This window comes from Arthrobacter sp. P1_H7, from assembly GCF_056405215.1.
Genome location: NZ_JBFUCO010000012.1, coordinates 77,625 through 91,946 on the forward strand (window position 1 = coordinate 77,625; position 14,322 = coordinate 91,946).

At 67.4% G+C, this 14,322-nt stretch carries 13 protein-coding genes; 1 reads left to right on the forward strand and 12 read right to left on the reverse strand.

What is annotated here, in order from left to right; all coding sequences use genetic code 11:
• Positions 1-170 precede the first annotated feature (170 nt).
• The 10 genes from AC1DXI_RS13690 to AC1DXI_RS13735 all read right to left on the reverse strand — a co-directional run bounded on the left by AC1DXI_RS13690 (position 171) and on the right by AC1DXI_RS13735 (position 10,638).
• A complete protein-coding gene (locus AC1DXI_RS13690; RefSeq protein WP_476939092.1) occupies positions 171-1,064 on the reverse strand; it encodes a TolB family protein in 894 nt (297 codons plus the stop codon).
• A 163-nt stretch (positions 1,065-1,227) separates the two neighbouring features.
• On the reverse strand, positions 1,228-2,223 hold the full coding sequence (locus tag AC1DXI_RS13695; RefSeq protein ID WP_476939093.1) for a sugar phosphate isomerase/epimerase family protein: 996 nt from the start codon (positions 2,221-2,223) through the stop codon (positions 1,228-1,230).
• A 1-nt stretch (position 2,224) separates the two neighbouring features.
• Positions 2,225-3,418 (reverse strand): Gfo/Idh/MocA family protein, encoded by a 1,194-nt coding sequence (locus tag AC1DXI_RS13700; protein WP_476939094.1) that lies wholly within the window; start codon positions 3,416-3,418, stop codon positions 2,225-2,227.
• A gap of 9 nt (positions 3,419-3,427) precedes the next feature.
• Complete coding sequence (locus AC1DXI_RS13705) at positions 3,428-4,570, reverse strand: Gfo/Idh/MocA family protein (RefSeq protein ID WP_476939095.1); 1,143 nt, start codon at positions 4,568-4,570, stop codon at positions 3,428-3,430.
• Positions 4,567-5,322, reverse strand: coding sequence for a sugar phosphate isomerase/epimerase family protein (locus tag AC1DXI_RS13710; protein WP_476939187.1), 756 nt, complete (start codon positions 5,320-5,322; stop codon positions 4,567-4,569). The genes AC1DXI_RS13705 and AC1DXI_RS13710 overlap by 4 nt, the downstream gene beginning before the upstream one ends.
• 81 nt (positions 5,323-5,403) lie before the next feature.
• Complete coding sequence (locus tag AC1DXI_RS13715) at positions 5,404-6,297, reverse strand: carbohydrate ABC transporter permease (protein WP_018774367.1); 894 nt, start codon at positions 6,295-6,297, stop codon at positions 5,404-5,406.
• The gene (locus AC1DXI_RS13720) at positions 6,297-7,244 is read right to left on the reverse strand and encodes a carbohydrate ABC transporter permease (RefSeq protein WP_476939096.1); all 948 of its coding nucleotides are present in this window, start codon (positions 7,242-7,244) and stop codon (positions 6,297-6,299) included. Before AC1DXI_RS13720 ends, AC1DXI_RS13715 begins: the two co-directional genes overlap by 1 nt.
• Before the next feature lie 11 nt (positions 7,245-7,255).
• A complete protein-coding gene (locus AC1DXI_RS13725; protein ID WP_018774365.1) occupies positions 7,256-8,581 on the reverse strand; it encodes an ABC transporter substrate-binding protein in 1,326 nt (441 codons plus the stop codon).
• Between the two features lie 123 nt (positions 8,582-8,704).
• On the reverse strand, positions 8,705-9,541 hold the full coding sequence (locus AC1DXI_RS13730) for a hypothetical protein (protein ID WP_476939097.1): 837 nt from the start codon (positions 9,539-9,541) through the stop codon (positions 8,705-8,707).
• Entirely contained in the window at positions 9,538-10,638 is a 1,101-nt protein-coding gene (locus AC1DXI_RS13735) for a Gfo/Idh/MocA family protein (protein ID WP_476939098.1), read from the reverse strand. The genes AC1DXI_RS13730 and AC1DXI_RS13735 overlap by 4 nt, the downstream gene beginning before the upstream one ends.
• A gap of 182 nt (positions 10,639-10,820) precedes the next feature.
• Here AC1DXI_RS13735 and AC1DXI_RS13740 point away from each other — a divergent pair, with 182 nt between their 5' ends.
• Positions 10,821-12,032: an ROK family transcriptional regulator gene (locus tag AC1DXI_RS13740; protein ID WP_476939099.1), complete on the forward strand. Its 1,212-nt coding sequence runs from the start codon at positions 10,821-10,823 to the stop codon at positions 12,030-12,032.
• A 32-nt stretch (positions 12,033-12,064) separates the two neighbouring features.
• On the opposite strand, the gene AC1DXI_RS13745 is transcribed toward AC1DXI_RS13740, so the two are convergent.
• Together AC1DXI_RS13745 and AC1DXI_RS13750 are read right to left on the reverse strand one after the other, a co-directional pair.
• Positions 12,065-13,543, reverse strand: coding sequence for a gamma-aminobutyraldehyde dehydrogenase (locus tag AC1DXI_RS13745; protein ID WP_476939100.1), 1,479 nt, complete (start codon positions 13,541-13,543; stop codon positions 12,065-12,067).
• Between the two features lie 94 nt (positions 13,544-13,637).
• Positions 13,638-14,261 carry a TetR/AcrR family transcriptional regulator gene (locus AC1DXI_RS13750; RefSeq protein ID WP_476939101.1) on the reverse strand — a complete coding sequence of 208 codons (624 nt, stop codon included), beginning with the start codon at positions 14,259-14,261 and terminating at the stop codon, positions 13,638-13,640.
• Positions 14,262-14,322: the final 61 nt, after the last annotated feature.

Below are 14,322 nucleotides of genomic sequence, written 5' to 3' on the forward strand. Positions count from 1 at the left end.
CTATCTCTCCGCTCGGTCGCACGAGGAGGGGGAATTTTCCTGCACCTGCTCGATGCGCAGAGCCGCACCGAGGGGTCAGCAATACCGGATCAGCTCAGCATCCGACCGCTCGGAGTCCCATGTCAACAGTCGGCGGAACTTGCACTAGGGAGGTGTTCGGCGCCGGGAGGTCAGTTAAACGGGTAGGCGACGTAGGCGAACCGGGTGGAGTCCGGGGACCAGCTGTTGACGTTGCGGGTGCCCTGGCCGCCAAACAGGGGCCAGCAGTGCAGCGGTGTGGTCCAGTCTCCGGTTGAGACCAGCACGACGTCGACCGGCAGGTCCGCGGGGTGGCCCACCGCGCCGCCGGGGAACCGGATGTAGCTGGCCAAGCGCCCGTTGGGTGACAGGTGCGGGAACCAGTCGACGGTGTCGCTCTCGGCCAAGCGCTCGATGGCGCTTCCGTCAACGCGCACACGGGCAAGTTGGGCGTGGCCGGATGAACCGGTGAAGGCTTCGGTGTTGAAGTAGAGCCAGTCGCCGTCCGGAGCGTACTCCGGCCCGTCGCAATGACCGTCCACGTTCAGCAGGGTGGCGGCGCCACCGCCGGCCGGGATGGTCATGAGCCTGCCTGGCTGCGTGAAATCGCCGGCCTCGATGCCCACGTAGGCCAGTTCGTCGCCGTCCGGGCTCACACCGTGGAGGAAGTGGAAGTACCCGTCGTCTGCGGTAAGGCGGGTTGCCGCGCCGCCGCCAAGCGCCGCACGGTAAATGTGGCCATCGTTCGCCGAGAGGTAGATGCCGGTGCCGTCCGGCGTCAGCACGTGGTCGTTGTTCAGGTCAGGGACCCCGGTGAGGGGCACCTGACTGATCGCCCGGCTCCCGACGTCGAAGCGCCACAGCTTCCCGGCGCCGTTCAGGATGAATGCCGCGCCGTCACGTGTCCAGTTCGGCGCCTCCAGGAGCACGTCCCGGGTGGTGAACACGAGCTCGCGCTCACCTGTGACGGACGCGATCCACACCTCGCAGCGCTGGCCCGGCCGCAGTTCCCGCGGTGCGTTGGTGTTTTCCGGGATTTCCGGCACTCGAAGCTCCTGACGATGACAACTTTGTGGACGGTTGAGTTTTCGCTACGACATCGGACCAGGGCCACGCAATCGGTCCGGCGCAGCGCGGATCCGCGGCGCACCGGACCGGTTTCGCCGCGGCTGTCCGGAAACGTAGCGAATCCTGACCTGCGGCGCCCCGCTACTGCTTGAAGGCGGCGTCGAAGGAGGTGTTCGAGGCCGGGAAGTCGAACTTCTTGAGCGCGGCGAGGGCTTCGGGGGCGCCGTGGAGCCGGTCCATGCCCGCGTCCTCCCATTCGATCGAGATGGGGCCGTCGTAGCCGATTGCGGTCAGGGCGCGGAAGGACGATTCCCAGGGCACGTCCCCGCGGCCGGCCGAGACGAAGTCCCAGCCGCGGCGCGGGTCGCCCCAGGGCAGGTGCGAGCCCATGACGGTGTTCCGGCCGGTGGGGCGGAGCTTGGTGTCCTTGCAGTCCACGTGGTAGATCCGGTCCTTGAAGTCCCAGATGAAGGAGACCGGGTCGATGCCCTGCCACATGAAGTGGGACGGGTCCCAGTTCAGCCCGAAGGCCTCGCGGTGCCCGATCGCCTCGAGGGTCCGGACGGTGGTCCAGTAGTCGTAGGCGATCTCGGAGGGGTGGACCTCGTGGGCGAAGCGGACACCGTTTTCGTCGAAGACGTCCAGGATGGGGTTCCAGCGGTCCGCGAAGTCCTGGTAGCCGGCTTCGATGACCTTCTCCGGCACGGGCGGGAACATCGCGACGTACTGCCAGATGGAGGATCCGGTGAACCCGACCACGGTGTCCACGCCGAGGGCCTTGGCGAGCCGGGCGGTGTGTTTCATTTCCTCAGCCGCGCGCTGGCGGACGCCCTCAGGCTCGCCGTCGCCCCACACGCGCGCCCCGACGATGGCCTCGTGCCGGAAGTCGATCGGGTCATCGCACACGGCCTGGCCCTTGAGGTGGTTGGAGATGGCCCAGACCTTGAGGTTGTACTTCTCCAGGACGGCCAGCTTGGACTCGACGTAGCCGGGTTCGTCCCAGCGCCAGGCATCCAGGTGGTCGCCGGAGACGGCGATTTCCAGGCCGTCGTAGCCCCAGCCGGAGGCCAGGCGGGCGACTTCCTCGAAGGGCAGGTCGGCCCACTGGCCGGTGAACAGGGTGTACGGGCGGGGCATGTCAGGCTCCTTCGGTAATCGTTTGGGAAGTCCGTGCAGACGGGGTGAGCTGGATGAGCGAACTTTTGGCCGCGGCGCTTTCCTCCACGGCGGCGAGGATCCGCTGGACGGCCAGGCCGTCCTCGAACGACGGCGAGGGCTGGGTCCCGGTGCCCACCGCGACGAGGAAGTCGCGGATCTCGTGCGTGAACGTGTGTTCCCAGCCGATCACGTGGCCCTGCGGCCACCATGCTTCCAGGTAGGGGTGCTCGGGTTCGTTGACGAGGATCCGGCGGAAGCCCTGTTCGCGGACCGGCAGTGTGGCGTCCAGGAAGCCGAGCTCGTTCAGATCCTCCAGGTCGAACAGCAGAGCTCCCTTGTCGCCATAGATCTCCAGCGTGAGCGAGTTCTTCCGCCCGGTGGCCACCCGGGAGACCTCGACGGAGGCGATGGCCCCGGAGGCGAGGGTCAGCGTGGCCCAGGCGGCGTCGTCGACCGTCACGTCCTCCAGCCCGGCAGCGCCGGGACGCTGAGGGGTGAAGGTGTGCAGGCGTCCGGAGACCTCGGTGACCTGCTCGCCCAGGAGGAACAGCACCTGATCGATCGCGTGGGAGGCGATGTCCCCGAGGGCCCCGGACCCGGCGGTTTCCTTGTTCAGCCGCCAGGTCATGGGCGAGTTCGGGTCCACGAGCCAGTCCTGCAGGTAGGCCGCGCGGACGTGCCGGACGGTGCCGAGCCGGCCCTCCGCGATCAGCTCCCGGGCCAGCGCCAGGGCCGGGACCCGCCGGTAGTTGAAGCCGATCATGGACTGCACCCCGATGTCCCGTGCAGCACGGGCCGCCGCCGCCATGGCCTCGGCCTCGGCCAGGGTATTCGCCAGCGGCTTTTCGACGAGGACGTGCTTGCCGGCGGCCAGCGCTGCGATGGCGATTTCCGCGTGCATGAACCCCGGCGCGCAGATGTCCACGATCTGGATGTCATCGCGGGCGATCACCGCGCGCCAGTCCGTGGCGGACTCGGCCCAGCCGTACTTTGCGGCCGCCTCGGCGACGCCGTCCCGGTCGCGGCCGACCAGGACGCGCCGTTCGAAGGCCGGGACATCGAAGTAGCTGGCAACATTGCGCCAGGCGTTGGAGTGGGCTTTGCCCATGAACGCGTACCCGATCATGGCCACGCCCAAAGGGGGAGGGCCGGGGCTGGTTTCTTGGGAGTTCATTGCTGGTTCCTAGAGTGTGGAAGCGGTGGGGTCCCAGTCCTCGGGGAGGGCTGCGGAGGTGGGGGCGGAGCTTTCCACATCGATGAACGTGCCGGAATCGACCGACTCGGAGATCGAGACCATGGTGTCCAGGACGTGGTAGGCGAGGTTGCCGGTGGCGCGGTGCGGGACGCCGGCGCGGATGGAGCGGGCCATGTCCAGCACGCCCATGCCGCGGCCCTGGCTGGGGCCGGAGGCCGGAATAACGGTCCATTCCTCGTCGCCGGCGCGCCAAAGCCTGATGTCGCCGTCGAAGTAGTTCGGATCCGGCAGCGAAATGGTGGCCTCGGTCCCGGTGATCTCCACGAAGCCCATCCGCAGCCGCGGGGACTCGAAGCTGAACACGCTGTGGGAGGACGCGCCGGACTCGAACTGGGCCATGGCGGAGACGTGGGTGGGGACCTCGACCGTGAATTCCTCGCCCGCCTTGGGCCCGGTACCGATGACCCGGACCGCCTTGGCCTTGGAACCGGTCGCGGCCACGCGGCGCACAGAGCCGAACGTCTGCACCAGGGCCGTGAGGTAGTACGGGCCCATGTCGAACAGGGGCCCGGCGCCGTGCTGGAAGAGGAACGCGGGGTTGGGGTGCCAGGATTCCGGCCCGGGCGTCTGGAACGTGGTCATGGCCGTCAGCGGGGTGCCGATGTCGCCGCGTTCGATCAGCCGCCGCGCGGTCTGCAGCCCGGAGCCCAGGAACGTGTCCGGGGCGCAGCCCAGCCGCAGCCCGGCGGCGTCGGCCGTTTTCAGCAGGCCCAGGCCCGATTCGCGGTCCAGCGAGAACGGCTTTTCCGTCCAGACGTGTTTGCCGGCATTGACGGCGGCCGTGGCCACTTCCACGTGCGCGGCAGGGATGGTCAGGTTGACGATGATTTCGACGTCGGGGTGGTTCAGGGCGGCGTCCACCCCGCCCCATTCGGCAATGCCGTATTCCTTGGCCCGCGCCTCGGCCGCCTCTTCGAAGAGATCGGCGATCACGTGGACCTTAAGGTCGGGGAAGACGGTCAGGTTGTCCAGGTACTGCTTGCTGATGTTGCCGGCGCCGATGACGGCGACGCCCACCGGACCGCGGCCGGTCACACGGGTTGCCGGTACACGGTTCGCTGCGGCGCTCATGCGTTCACGCCCTGCGCGCTGGCGGAACCGCTCTGCAGGTAGCCCAGGGACTGGGCGATGCCCTCGAAGATGTCGCCGGAGTAGTCGTCGAATTCCACGACGCCGACTTCGAGGGACTGCGCCGCGGCGATGACGTCCCACACGGCGATCTTGCCCTGCCCGGCCGGCTGCTGCGCCTTGGTGTCCGTGGAGACGGGGCCGTCCTTGATGTGGATGAACCTGACCCGGTCGCCCAGGCGCTGCAGCAGCTGCACCGGGTCCTGGCCGCCGACTGCTGCCCAGTAGGTGTCCACTTCCAGGACGAGTTCCGGGTCCAGCAGCCCGGCGAAGTACTCCAGCGCCGTCTGGCCCTCGATGCTGGACTCCAGCTCCCAGGCGTGGTTGTGGTAGCCGACGCGGATGCCGTACCCGGCGCCCTTCTTGGCGGCGGCGTTGAGCTTCGCGGCGGTGGCCTGGATGTCCTCGGCCGACTGCCAGTGCTCGGCCGGGAGGTAGGGATCGATCACCGTGGTGATGCCCAGCTCCTTGGCCGCGGCGAAGATTTCGTCCTGGTCCTGGCTCAGCAGCGGGGCGTGGCCGGACGGCGCGGTCAGGCCGTTCTCCTTCAGCGCGGCGCCGAGCTCAGCGGTCGTGGCCACGAAGTTGTAGGGCTCAACCTGGGTGAAGCCGAGCTCGGCGACTCGCCTGATGGTGCCGGGCAAGTCTTCCTGGAGGGCGTTGCGGAGGGTGTACAGCTGGATTGAGTAGGAAATTGCGTTCCTTTGCGGGGAGTCGGTGGTTCTCAAGGAGGTGGGCCGCCCGGCGGTTAGCCGGCCGGCGTCGGGGTTCAGTGCCTAGCGGCCGGCGAGGGATCCGCCGATGCCGCCGACGCTGAAGTACTTGTTCAGGGCGGCGAAGACGATGATGGGCGGGAGCATCATGATCACAGCCAAGGCCATTACGGATGTCCAGTCAGTTTGATTCTGCTGGAAGAAGGACTGCACGCCCATGGGCAGGGTGAAGATTTCTGTGGAGCGCAGGAACACGATGGCAACCAGGTAGTCGTTCCAGGCCAGCAGGAAGGCGAAGATCGCGGTGGAGAGAACGCCCGGGAGCGAGTTCCGCAGCACCACCTTCGTGAAGCTGCCGAAGACCGAGCAGCCGTCGATCCAGGAGGCTTCCTCCAGGCTGATGGGGATGGAATCGAAGTAGGCGGCCATCATCCAGGTGGCCACGGTCATGGTCGAACCGACGTAGATGATGGTCAGGCCCATCAGGTTGTCCACCAGGCCCATCCCGGCGAACAGGATGAACAGCGGCACCACCGAGGTGATGATGGGCAGCGACTGCATGACGAACAGGAGCAGCGAGTAGCCGGAGACTGCCTTGCTGCGGCCGCGGGAGAGGACATAGCCTGCCGGGGCAGCGACGGCTACCGCGACCACCACCGTGCTGAGCGTGGTGATGAGGCTGTTCTGCAGCCAGGTCGAGGCGAGCGTCTCGGAGAATACGGAGCCGAAGTTCTCCAGCGTGAAGCCTGTGGCTGTGCTGGTGGGTCCGGGGGTGAAGGCGAGTACGACCGTGACCATGATGGGAACGAGCACGACGGCGGTGATGGCCAGGATCAGGGCGAAGCGCCACCAGCGGCCGCGCAGGCCGGCGTCGGACAAGGAACGGTTGGGCTTGCCGGTGTCGGCGACGCCGAGGACAGGGCCGGACTGGGGGTGGGCGTGGACTACTGCGCTCATTATTCGACGCTCGACTTTCGGATCTGGCGGTACAGCATGACCGAGACCACCACGAGGGTAATTGTCATAAGGAAGGCGATCGCGACGCCGGGTCCGGTCTGGAAGTCCTGGAACACGGTCCGGTAGGCCAGCACCACGAGGGAAGTGGTGGCGTCCACGGGTCCGCCGCCGGTGAGCAGATAGATGGTGGGGAAGTCGTTCACACAGAAGATCGTCATGAGGATCCAGCTGATGTACGTGGACCGGGCGATCAGGGGCAGCGTGATCTGGCTGAACTGCTGCCAGCGGCTGGCGCCGTCCATGCTGGCGGCCTCGTAGACGGTGGTGTCCACGGACGCCAGGGCCGCCGAGGTCATCATCATCATGAACGGGAAGCTGATCCAGACCTTGAACACCATGACGGTGATGGCCGCGAGGGTCGGATCCGCCAGGAACAGCGGGGTTCCCAGGCCGAGGTTCCGGAAAATGCTCGGGACGAGGCTGTCCGGTGTGCCCACCAGCCAGTTCCAGGCGGTGGAGGACACCACGATCGGGACCACCCACGGCAGGAGCAGGAGGATCTTGAAGAGTCCGCCGGCCGGGATCTTGGTGCGCAGCAGCAGGGCCAGGCCCAGACCGAGGAGCCAGGAGCCGAAGACTCCCACGATCGTGAACAGGAGCGTGAAGCGGGCGGCCTTCCAGAAGGCGTCGGAGGCCAGGACGTTGGCGAAGTTTTCCAGGCCGACGAATTCGCCGGTCTCGATCAGGGACCCGTCATGCGTGGCCTGCACCCCGGCGTACACGAGCGGGTAGCCGTGGATCAGCACGAGCAGGATGACGGAGGGCAGCAGGAGCCAGAAGAAGGTCTTGCGGGTCTGCGAGCTGAGCTTGCTCTTGCGGTTTGCGGGCTTGCCGGGCCCGCCGGGGGGGCCCCGGCTCAGGCCGGTCTGGGCTGTGGTCAATGCCATGGAAGGTCCGCTTACTTCTTCAGGACGGATTGCAGTCCGGACTGGAACGTCTGCAGTGCGGACTTGGCGTCGGTCTTGCCCGTGAGGATGGTCTGCGTGAACTGGTTAAGGGCCTGGCCGCCGTCGAGCACGGCAAGGTTGGCATTGAGCGTGTTGCCCTGCGAGGCGAACGTCTTGGCGATGGGCTGCCATTCCTTGACGATCTTGACGTTGTTGGGGTCGTTGGCAAACTCGGGGAGCTCGGTGATGGACTTGAACACAGGCAGGGCGGACATCAGCTTCTGCTGCCACAGCTGCTTCAACTGCCCCAGGTAGGCGACCAGGAAGGCCTCGGACGATGCCTGCGAGGGCGTGTTTGTGTACATCATGATGTTGTTGGGGAAGACAATCGTGGCCTTGTCCCCGTGCGGGCCCGTGATGGGGTCCGCGACAAGAAGGTCTCCCGAGGTGTCGCCGACGCGCTGCGGGACGTTGACCTGGAACAGGCCGAAGCCTGCCTTTTTGTCCTTCCACTGGGCGGACATGTTGTCGGTGGTGTAGCTGACCGCGGCGGGGTCCACGATGCCGTTGGAGACGAGTTCCGAGACGAACTCGATGGCCTCGACGTTGCGGTCGTTCATGACGTCCAGTTCGCCGTCCTTATTGAACACACCGCCGCCGTTGTTCACCATCATCATGATCATGGAGTGGTTGCCGTAATTGTTGCCGGCACCGGAGCCGGTGGTGAAGCCGAAGGCGCCGATCTTCTTCAGTGCCTTGCCCGCCTCCAGCAGGGTCGGCCAGTCGGTGGGGAGGGCCACTCCGGCCTTCTCGAACAGCGACTTCCGGTACCAGAACACGCGCATGTCCAGCTGCCATGGGACTGCCACGTAGCCCTTGTCCGACTTGAAGGGATCCAGGACGCCCGGCAGGAAGTCGTCGTACATGCCGTTCTTCTTCAGTTCCTCCACTACCTTGTCCGCGTAGGCGATCTGGCCCTGCTGCTCAAACTGGAAGGCCTGGAAGCCGCCGCCGGTGGACACCGCCGGTCCGGTCTTGGAGGCGATGGCCGAGGAGAACGTCTGGTAGAAGTTGTTCCACTGGATGGTCTGGTAGCTGGCCTTGAGGTTGCCCGAGGCCGGCGCGTAGCCCTCTGCGATCTTCTTGGCGGCGTCGTTGTAGGCCGGCGTGGCCCACGGCATGTCCCAGAACTTGATGACGCCGCTGCCGCCCCCGGACTGGGATGCGGAGCCGCCGCCGCACGCTGCGAGGAGCGGTGCGCTGGCCGCGGCTGCGGCAAAGCCCAGGAATCCCCGGCGGGAGAATGCGGTGGAGGTAACAGAGGACTTGATCGTCACGATGATTTCCTTTCATGACCGGGCCGCGGCGTCGCGGACGGTCTTCTCGACAGTGAGTTGATGCGGAAGGACTTGCTGGCAGTGCAGTTAGGGCAGATAAGACAGATAAGACAGATAAGGGAGTTAGTGCGGTTGTTGCGGTGAACGCGGTGAGTCGTGGAGCTGCCCGACGAGTTCCGTCAAGGCGGCAAACCGTTCCAGGTCGGCCTCCGGGGCGCCGGAGTCGACGGCGGCGCGGAGCCGCCTCCAGCTGTGCCGGTGGGCCGATTCGTAGATGGTGGGGAACGTGGCGGCCCCGGCGGCGGTGACCGACCGGACCTCCGCCGGCCAGCCTGCAGAGGCGTCCGGGAGGGTGATGTCCGCCCTTCCGGTCGAGGTCAGGACCGAAACTGTGGCCGTTGCGGGGAGCGAGGACGTGGTGATGCCCTGCAGGGCCGCCGGCGCCCCGCCCGGGAGGCTGCCGATCACGGTGTAGCCGTTGGCGTTGCGCTGGATGACCCGAAGGTCTTTCAGCTCCACACCGACGGCCAGGACCGTGCCAAGATGCCGGGTGAGCAGCACCTCCGGGTCGGTTCCGGGGACGCCCCACGCCACGGAGTCCAGCAGCACGGCGTCGGCCAGGGCGTCGGCGATGGCCGTCCGGACCGCGGCCTGGGACTCCGCGAGGATGGGGTTTGACGCCCATGTCTGGTCAAGGACCACCGCGGTGCCCGCCCTGGCGGCTGCCGCGGCCAGCGCCGCGGGGTCTTCCGCCACAGGATCAACGACGACGACGCCGCGGACTCCGCTGCGGACCGCTTCGGTGGCGGCAGCGGTCCAGCCGGCTGTGCCGGCGAGGGCGACGACGTCCGGCCCGCCGTCGGCCGGGGCGAAGGAAACCGGCAGGGATGCGACGACGGCGCCGACGGTGCCGCCCTGTTCGGCGTCCGGGTTGGCCTGGACCAAGAGCGGGGTGCTCATGCGCGGGCCTCCTCGTAGGCGGCGTCGCCGGCATCGACGCAAGCGGCGGCGGCGTCGGCGATCGCGAGGGCGAATTCCAGATCGTGGATCAGCGTCTCCGGGCGGGGGGCCGTTCCGGTGCCGTTGGCGATTTCGGCGAGTTTGCGCCATTCGCCCTCGTAACCGTTGTGGCCGAAGGGGCCCAGGACCGTCGTGCTGGCGGCGGTCCGGATCCGGGCGGTCGCCGACCCGGCGTGGACGTAGGACGGAGTGAAATCGATAGACAGGGAGGCGTCGTCGCCGATGGCCTCGAACGTCCAGGACGGCTCCCAGGTACCGTTCATCGCGGCGCGGAGTTCGATGGTCACCGCGCCTGCCCGCAGCGAGATGACGTAGCCGAATGGCAGGACGGTCTGCGCGTGCAGGACCTCGACATCCCGGAAATCCGGGGCGAACCGGCGGACCAGAGGCAGGTCGTGGATGGCCAGGCCCATGACGCCGCCGGTGAGCATGGCTTTCACGGCGGCGAAATCAGGGCCGGAAGCCTTGCCGGCGGCGGCGGAGGGCGCGGCGGGGGCGCGGCCCACGATCTCGGTCGCAAAGTCCTCGAAGCGGGGGTTGGGCGGCAGGACGATCGAGGACCGGACGGTGTGGACCTGTTCCGGCAGGCTGCCCCAGGCAGCTTCCGCCGCCAGCCAGCCCGGGTCAAAGGTGTGCATGGCGCCGACGACGATCGGCACCCCCGTTTCGGCGGACACGGCGGCGATGGCCGCGGCTTCCTCGCCGTTCATGGCAAAGGGCTTTTCACACAGGACAGCCTTCTTGCCGGCGCGGCAGGCGGCGATCACCTGGACGGCGTGGAACTGGTGCGGGCTGCAGATCGCGACGATTTCGACCGCGGGATCCGCCAGAAGCTCCTCCGTGCTGGTACTGAAGCGGGCCCCGACCCGGGCGGCCACGGATTCGGCGACCGCCGGGTCGACGTCCATGATGTGACGGACTTCCAGGATGTCCCGCAGCCTGGCGAGGGACGGGAGGTGGATCGCCTGCGTGACGGGGCCGGCACCCAGGATCCCCACGCCCAGCGGCGCCGGCGACGCATGTTCTTGGCTCGACAAGTTCGTTCATACCCCTTCGTAGTCCCGGAACCGTCCACTGACAGCCAGGCTGCCCAGGCCGGTGATCTGGCTCACAGCCAAAGCTAGAGACACTTTTGCCGGACGTCAAGCAAAAGTTGGAAACTACGTGTCAAACTTTGTGAAGCGTGACATGCAGAAGGTCTTCGTGCTATCACTTACTCATGAGTACGCCCCCCGGCACCGAACCCCCAGCCCCCGAAGCCGGCGGCAGCCTGTCCCGCGCCGGAGACCTCTTCCAACTCCTGCGCGACGGCAAGGCCCGGACCCGCGCGGAACTGGCCCTGACCACCGGGCTGGCCCGGTCCACTGTTGCGTCCCGTATCGACGCGCTGATGGTCTCCGGGCTGGTTGGCCCCGCTGGGGAGGCGAGCTCCAGCGGCGGCCGCCCGCCGTCGCGCTTTGCCTTCAACCCCGCCGCCCGCGTCGTCCTGGCGGTCGACGTCGGCGCCACCCATGTGATCATCGCCGTCACCGATCTCAACGGAAAAGTGCTCGCGGAGCGCCGCCTGGCACAGGACGTCGCCGACGGCCCGGTGGTTGTCTTGGACCGAGTGATCGAGGAAGGGCTACGGCTGCTCGGCGGGGCCGGCCGCGGCACCGCGGACCTGGCCGGCGCCGGGATCGGGCTGCCCGGACCCGTGGAACACGCCACCGGCATGCCGGTGAAGCCGCCGATCATGCCCGGCTGGGACGGGTTCGACGTCGTCCGCCATGTCCAGCGGTCCCTTCCGGTGCCGGTCCTGGTGGACAACGACGTGAACATCATGGCGCTGGGGGAGCGCACGGCGCACTGGCCCGACGACGAAAACTTCCTGTTCATCAAGGTGGCCACCGGCATTGGGGCGGGCATCATCAGCAGCGGCCAGCTCCAGCGCGGAGCCAACGGGACGGCCGGCGACCTCGGACACGTCCGGGTTCCGCGTGGCGATGACGTGCTGTGCCGTTGCGGGAACTACGGGTGCCTCGAAGCACTGGCGTCCGGGCCCGCCGTCGCCAAGACGCTGACGCAGCAGGGCTTGCCGGCGCACGACGGCGGCGACGTGCTGCGCCTCGTCGCGGAGGGCAACCTGCAGGCCATCCAGGCGCTGCGGCAGGCCGGCCGGGACCTCGGCGACGTCCTCTCCACGGTCGTGAACCTCCTGAACCCCTCGGTGATTGTGATCGGCGGCAGCCTCGGCCAAGCCGGAGAGCATCTGATGGCCGGCGTCCGCGAAGTGGTTTACCGGCGCTCGCTGCCGCTGGCCACGACGCATCTGCGGATCGGCGTGTCCCGGGCCGGCGACCAGGCCGCCATCCTCGGCGCCAGCCAGATGGTCACGCAGCACGTGCTCTCACCCGCCGTCATTGAGGCGACCCTGCAGGCCACGGGCTAGGGTCCGCCGGCCCCGGCCCTCGCCCGGAATTTTCAGCGCAGCTTGAAAATGGTGCGGTGCCAGTCCTTTTCCGCGCTGCCGCTCAGCTCGAACATCACGTGCTTGACCTGGGTGTACTCCTCGAAGGAGTAGGCGGACATGTCCTTGCCGAAGCCGGACTGCTTGAAGCCGCCGTGGGGCATCTCGGAGATGATCGGGATGTGGTCATTGACCCACACGCAGCCCGCGTTGATCTCCCGGGTCGCGCGCATGGCCCGGTGCACATTGCTGGTCCAAGCGGAGGCCGCCAGCCCGTAGACAGTGTCGTTGGCCAGGCGGATGGCCTCGTCATCGTCGTCGAAAGGCAATACCACCAGCACCGGGCCGAACACTTCATCCTTGACGATCTCGCTGTCCGGGGCGGCGTCAATGATGAGCGTTGGCGGGTAGAAGGCACCCCGGGCCAAGACGCCTTCGCTGGGGATTTCGCCGCCGGTGAGCACCTTCGCATAGCCGCGGGCACGCTCAACCATTCCGGCGACGTGCTCGCGGTGCTTGAGCGAGACCAAAGAACCGAGGTCCGCGCCCTCGTCGTCCTGCAAGCCCAGGCGGATGTCCCGGAAACGCGTCGCGAGCTTGTCCACGAATTCCTGATAGATGGAACGGTGCACAATGGCCCGTGTGGCCGCCGTGCAGTCCTGGCCCGAGTTGATCAGGCTCCCGGCGACCGCGCCGTGCACTGCGGCGTCCACGTCGGCGTCCTCGAAGACCACGAACGGCGCCTTGCCGCCCAGCTCGAGATGAACCCGCTTGGTGTTGAGGGCCGCGGCTTCCAGCACGGTGCGGCCGATCGCGGTGGATCCGGTGAAGGAAACCATGTCTACGCCTTCGTGGCGCATCAGTGCCGCGCCCACTTCGGGACCGGTGCCCACCAGGACGTTGACGACGCCGGGCGGCAGCCCGGCGTCGCTGAGCACTTGGGCGAACATTACCGATGTCAGGGGCGTGATCTCGGCCGGCTTGAGGACGATCGTGTTGCCCGCAGCGATGGCCGGAAGAATCTTCCATGCCGCCATCTGCAGCGGATAGTTCCAGGGTGCAATTGAGCCCACCACGCCGATGGGTTCGCGACGAATGCTGGACGTGTGCCCGGGCGAATACTCGGCCGTTGCCTTGCCTTCAAGGTGGCGCGCGGCGCCAGCGAAGAACTCAATGTTGTCGATCGTGCCCGGGACGTCAAAACCCCTGGTCAACCGCAGGGGTTTGCCGGTCTGGCTGCTCTCCACACGGGCGAATTCCTCGGCCCGCTCCGTCAGGATCGACGCGAAACGGTGCAGTATCGCGGACCGTTCGCCCGGTGTCGTGCGGGCCCACGTGGCGAAGGCCGCGCGGGCTGCCGCGACAGCGCGGTCAACGTCGGCCGCACTGGCAAGGTCCACGGTGGCCACAACCCCGCCGGTGGCGGGGTTCACGACGTCGTGCGTGTGGGTGGAAGTGCCCTGCTCGGTGCGGCCGTTGATGAATTGGTACATGATGCTCCCTCGGGGGATGGATGGGTAGTTGATGCCGGGGCGACGCCCGTGACGCGGCTCCCTACTACCGGACCCCCTGTTGGCGGGTTCCCGGCTAGCGGGTGCCCTCGCGCTCGGCGGAATCGAGAATGGCGCTGAGGCCCGCGGAGAAGACGTTCAGGCCGTCAAGCCCCAGGAGGCGATCGCGGTGTTCCTCGATCAGCGGGAAGCCGCTGACCGAAGCGACTGCAACCGCCTGGAGCCAGGGCTCGTGGCCGTCCGAGCTCGGTTTGGCCAGCACTTCCTGGGCGATGCCGGATCCGTGCCCCAGGGTGTAGCTCTCCAGCGCGCCGTAGTAGTGCACCAGCCGGTCCCCGGATAGACCGGCGTCCCGCAGGCAACCGAGGACGAATTCGATGCAGTGAAGTTCGCCCTGGCCGAAGGTGTCGGTGGCAAAGGCATCGCAGCCAATCGACGGGTACTTGATGAAGACTTCGATCAGGGTGTGGAGGTAGCGCTCCAGGCGGGGCCGCCAGTCCAGGGGCGCGTCTGAAGCGGTTGCTTCTTCAAGCGCCATGGAGAAGAGCCTGTCCAGCGCCGCGCGCAGGATCGCGTCCCGGTTGCGGAAGTGGCGGTACATGGCGGTGGGGTTCACATCGAGTGCCTCGCCGAGGCTTTTGAACGTGAAGCGGGACTGGGGTTCGTCCCGTGCAAGTTCCAGCACGGCGTCGACGATCATGTCTGCATCGAGACGTACTCGACGGTCCGTGGGTTGTTCCTCGACTCGACCGGGCCTGGGC

Excerpts from the sequence above, each read along its gene's own strand:
- AC1DXI_RS13695 (WP_476939093.1), bottom strand. The coding sequence starts at position 2,223 with ATGCCCCGCCCGTACACCCTGTTCACCGGCCAGTGGGCCGACCTGCCC.
- AC1DXI_RS13700 (WP_476939094.1), bottom strand. The coding sequence starts at position 3,418 with ATGAACTCCCAAGAAACCAGCCCCGGCCCTCCCCCTTTGGGCGTGGCC.
- AC1DXI_RS13705 (WP_476939095.1), bottom strand. The coding sequence starts at position 4,570 with ATGAGCGCCGCAGCGAACCGTGTACCGGCAACCCGTGTGACCGGCCGC.
- AC1DXI_RS13715 (WP_018774367.1), bottom strand. The coding sequence starts at position 6,297 with ATGAGCGCAGTAGTCCACGCCCACCCCCAGTCCGGCCCTGTCCTCGGC.
- AC1DXI_RS13720 (WP_476939096.1), bottom strand. The coding sequence starts at position 7,244 with ATGGCATTGACCACAGCCCAGACCGGCCTGAGCCGGGGCCCCCCCGGC.
- AC1DXI_RS13730 (WP_476939097.1), bottom strand. The coding sequence starts at position 9,541 with ATGAGCACCCCGCTCTTGGTCCAGGCCAACCCGGACGCCGAACAGGGC.
- AC1DXI_RS13740 (WP_476939099.1), top strand. The coding sequence starts at position 10,821 with ATGAGTACGCCCCCCGGCACCGAACCCCCAGCCCCCGAAGCCGGCGGC.
- AC1DXI_RS13745 (WP_476939100.1), bottom strand. The coding sequence starts at position 13,543 with ATGTACCAATTCATCAACGGCCGCACCGAGCAGGGCACTTCCACCCAC.
- AC1DXI_RS13750 (WP_476939101.1), bottom strand. The coding sequence starts at position 14,261 with ATGATCGTCGACGCCGTGCTGGAACTTGCACGGGACGAACCCCAGTCC.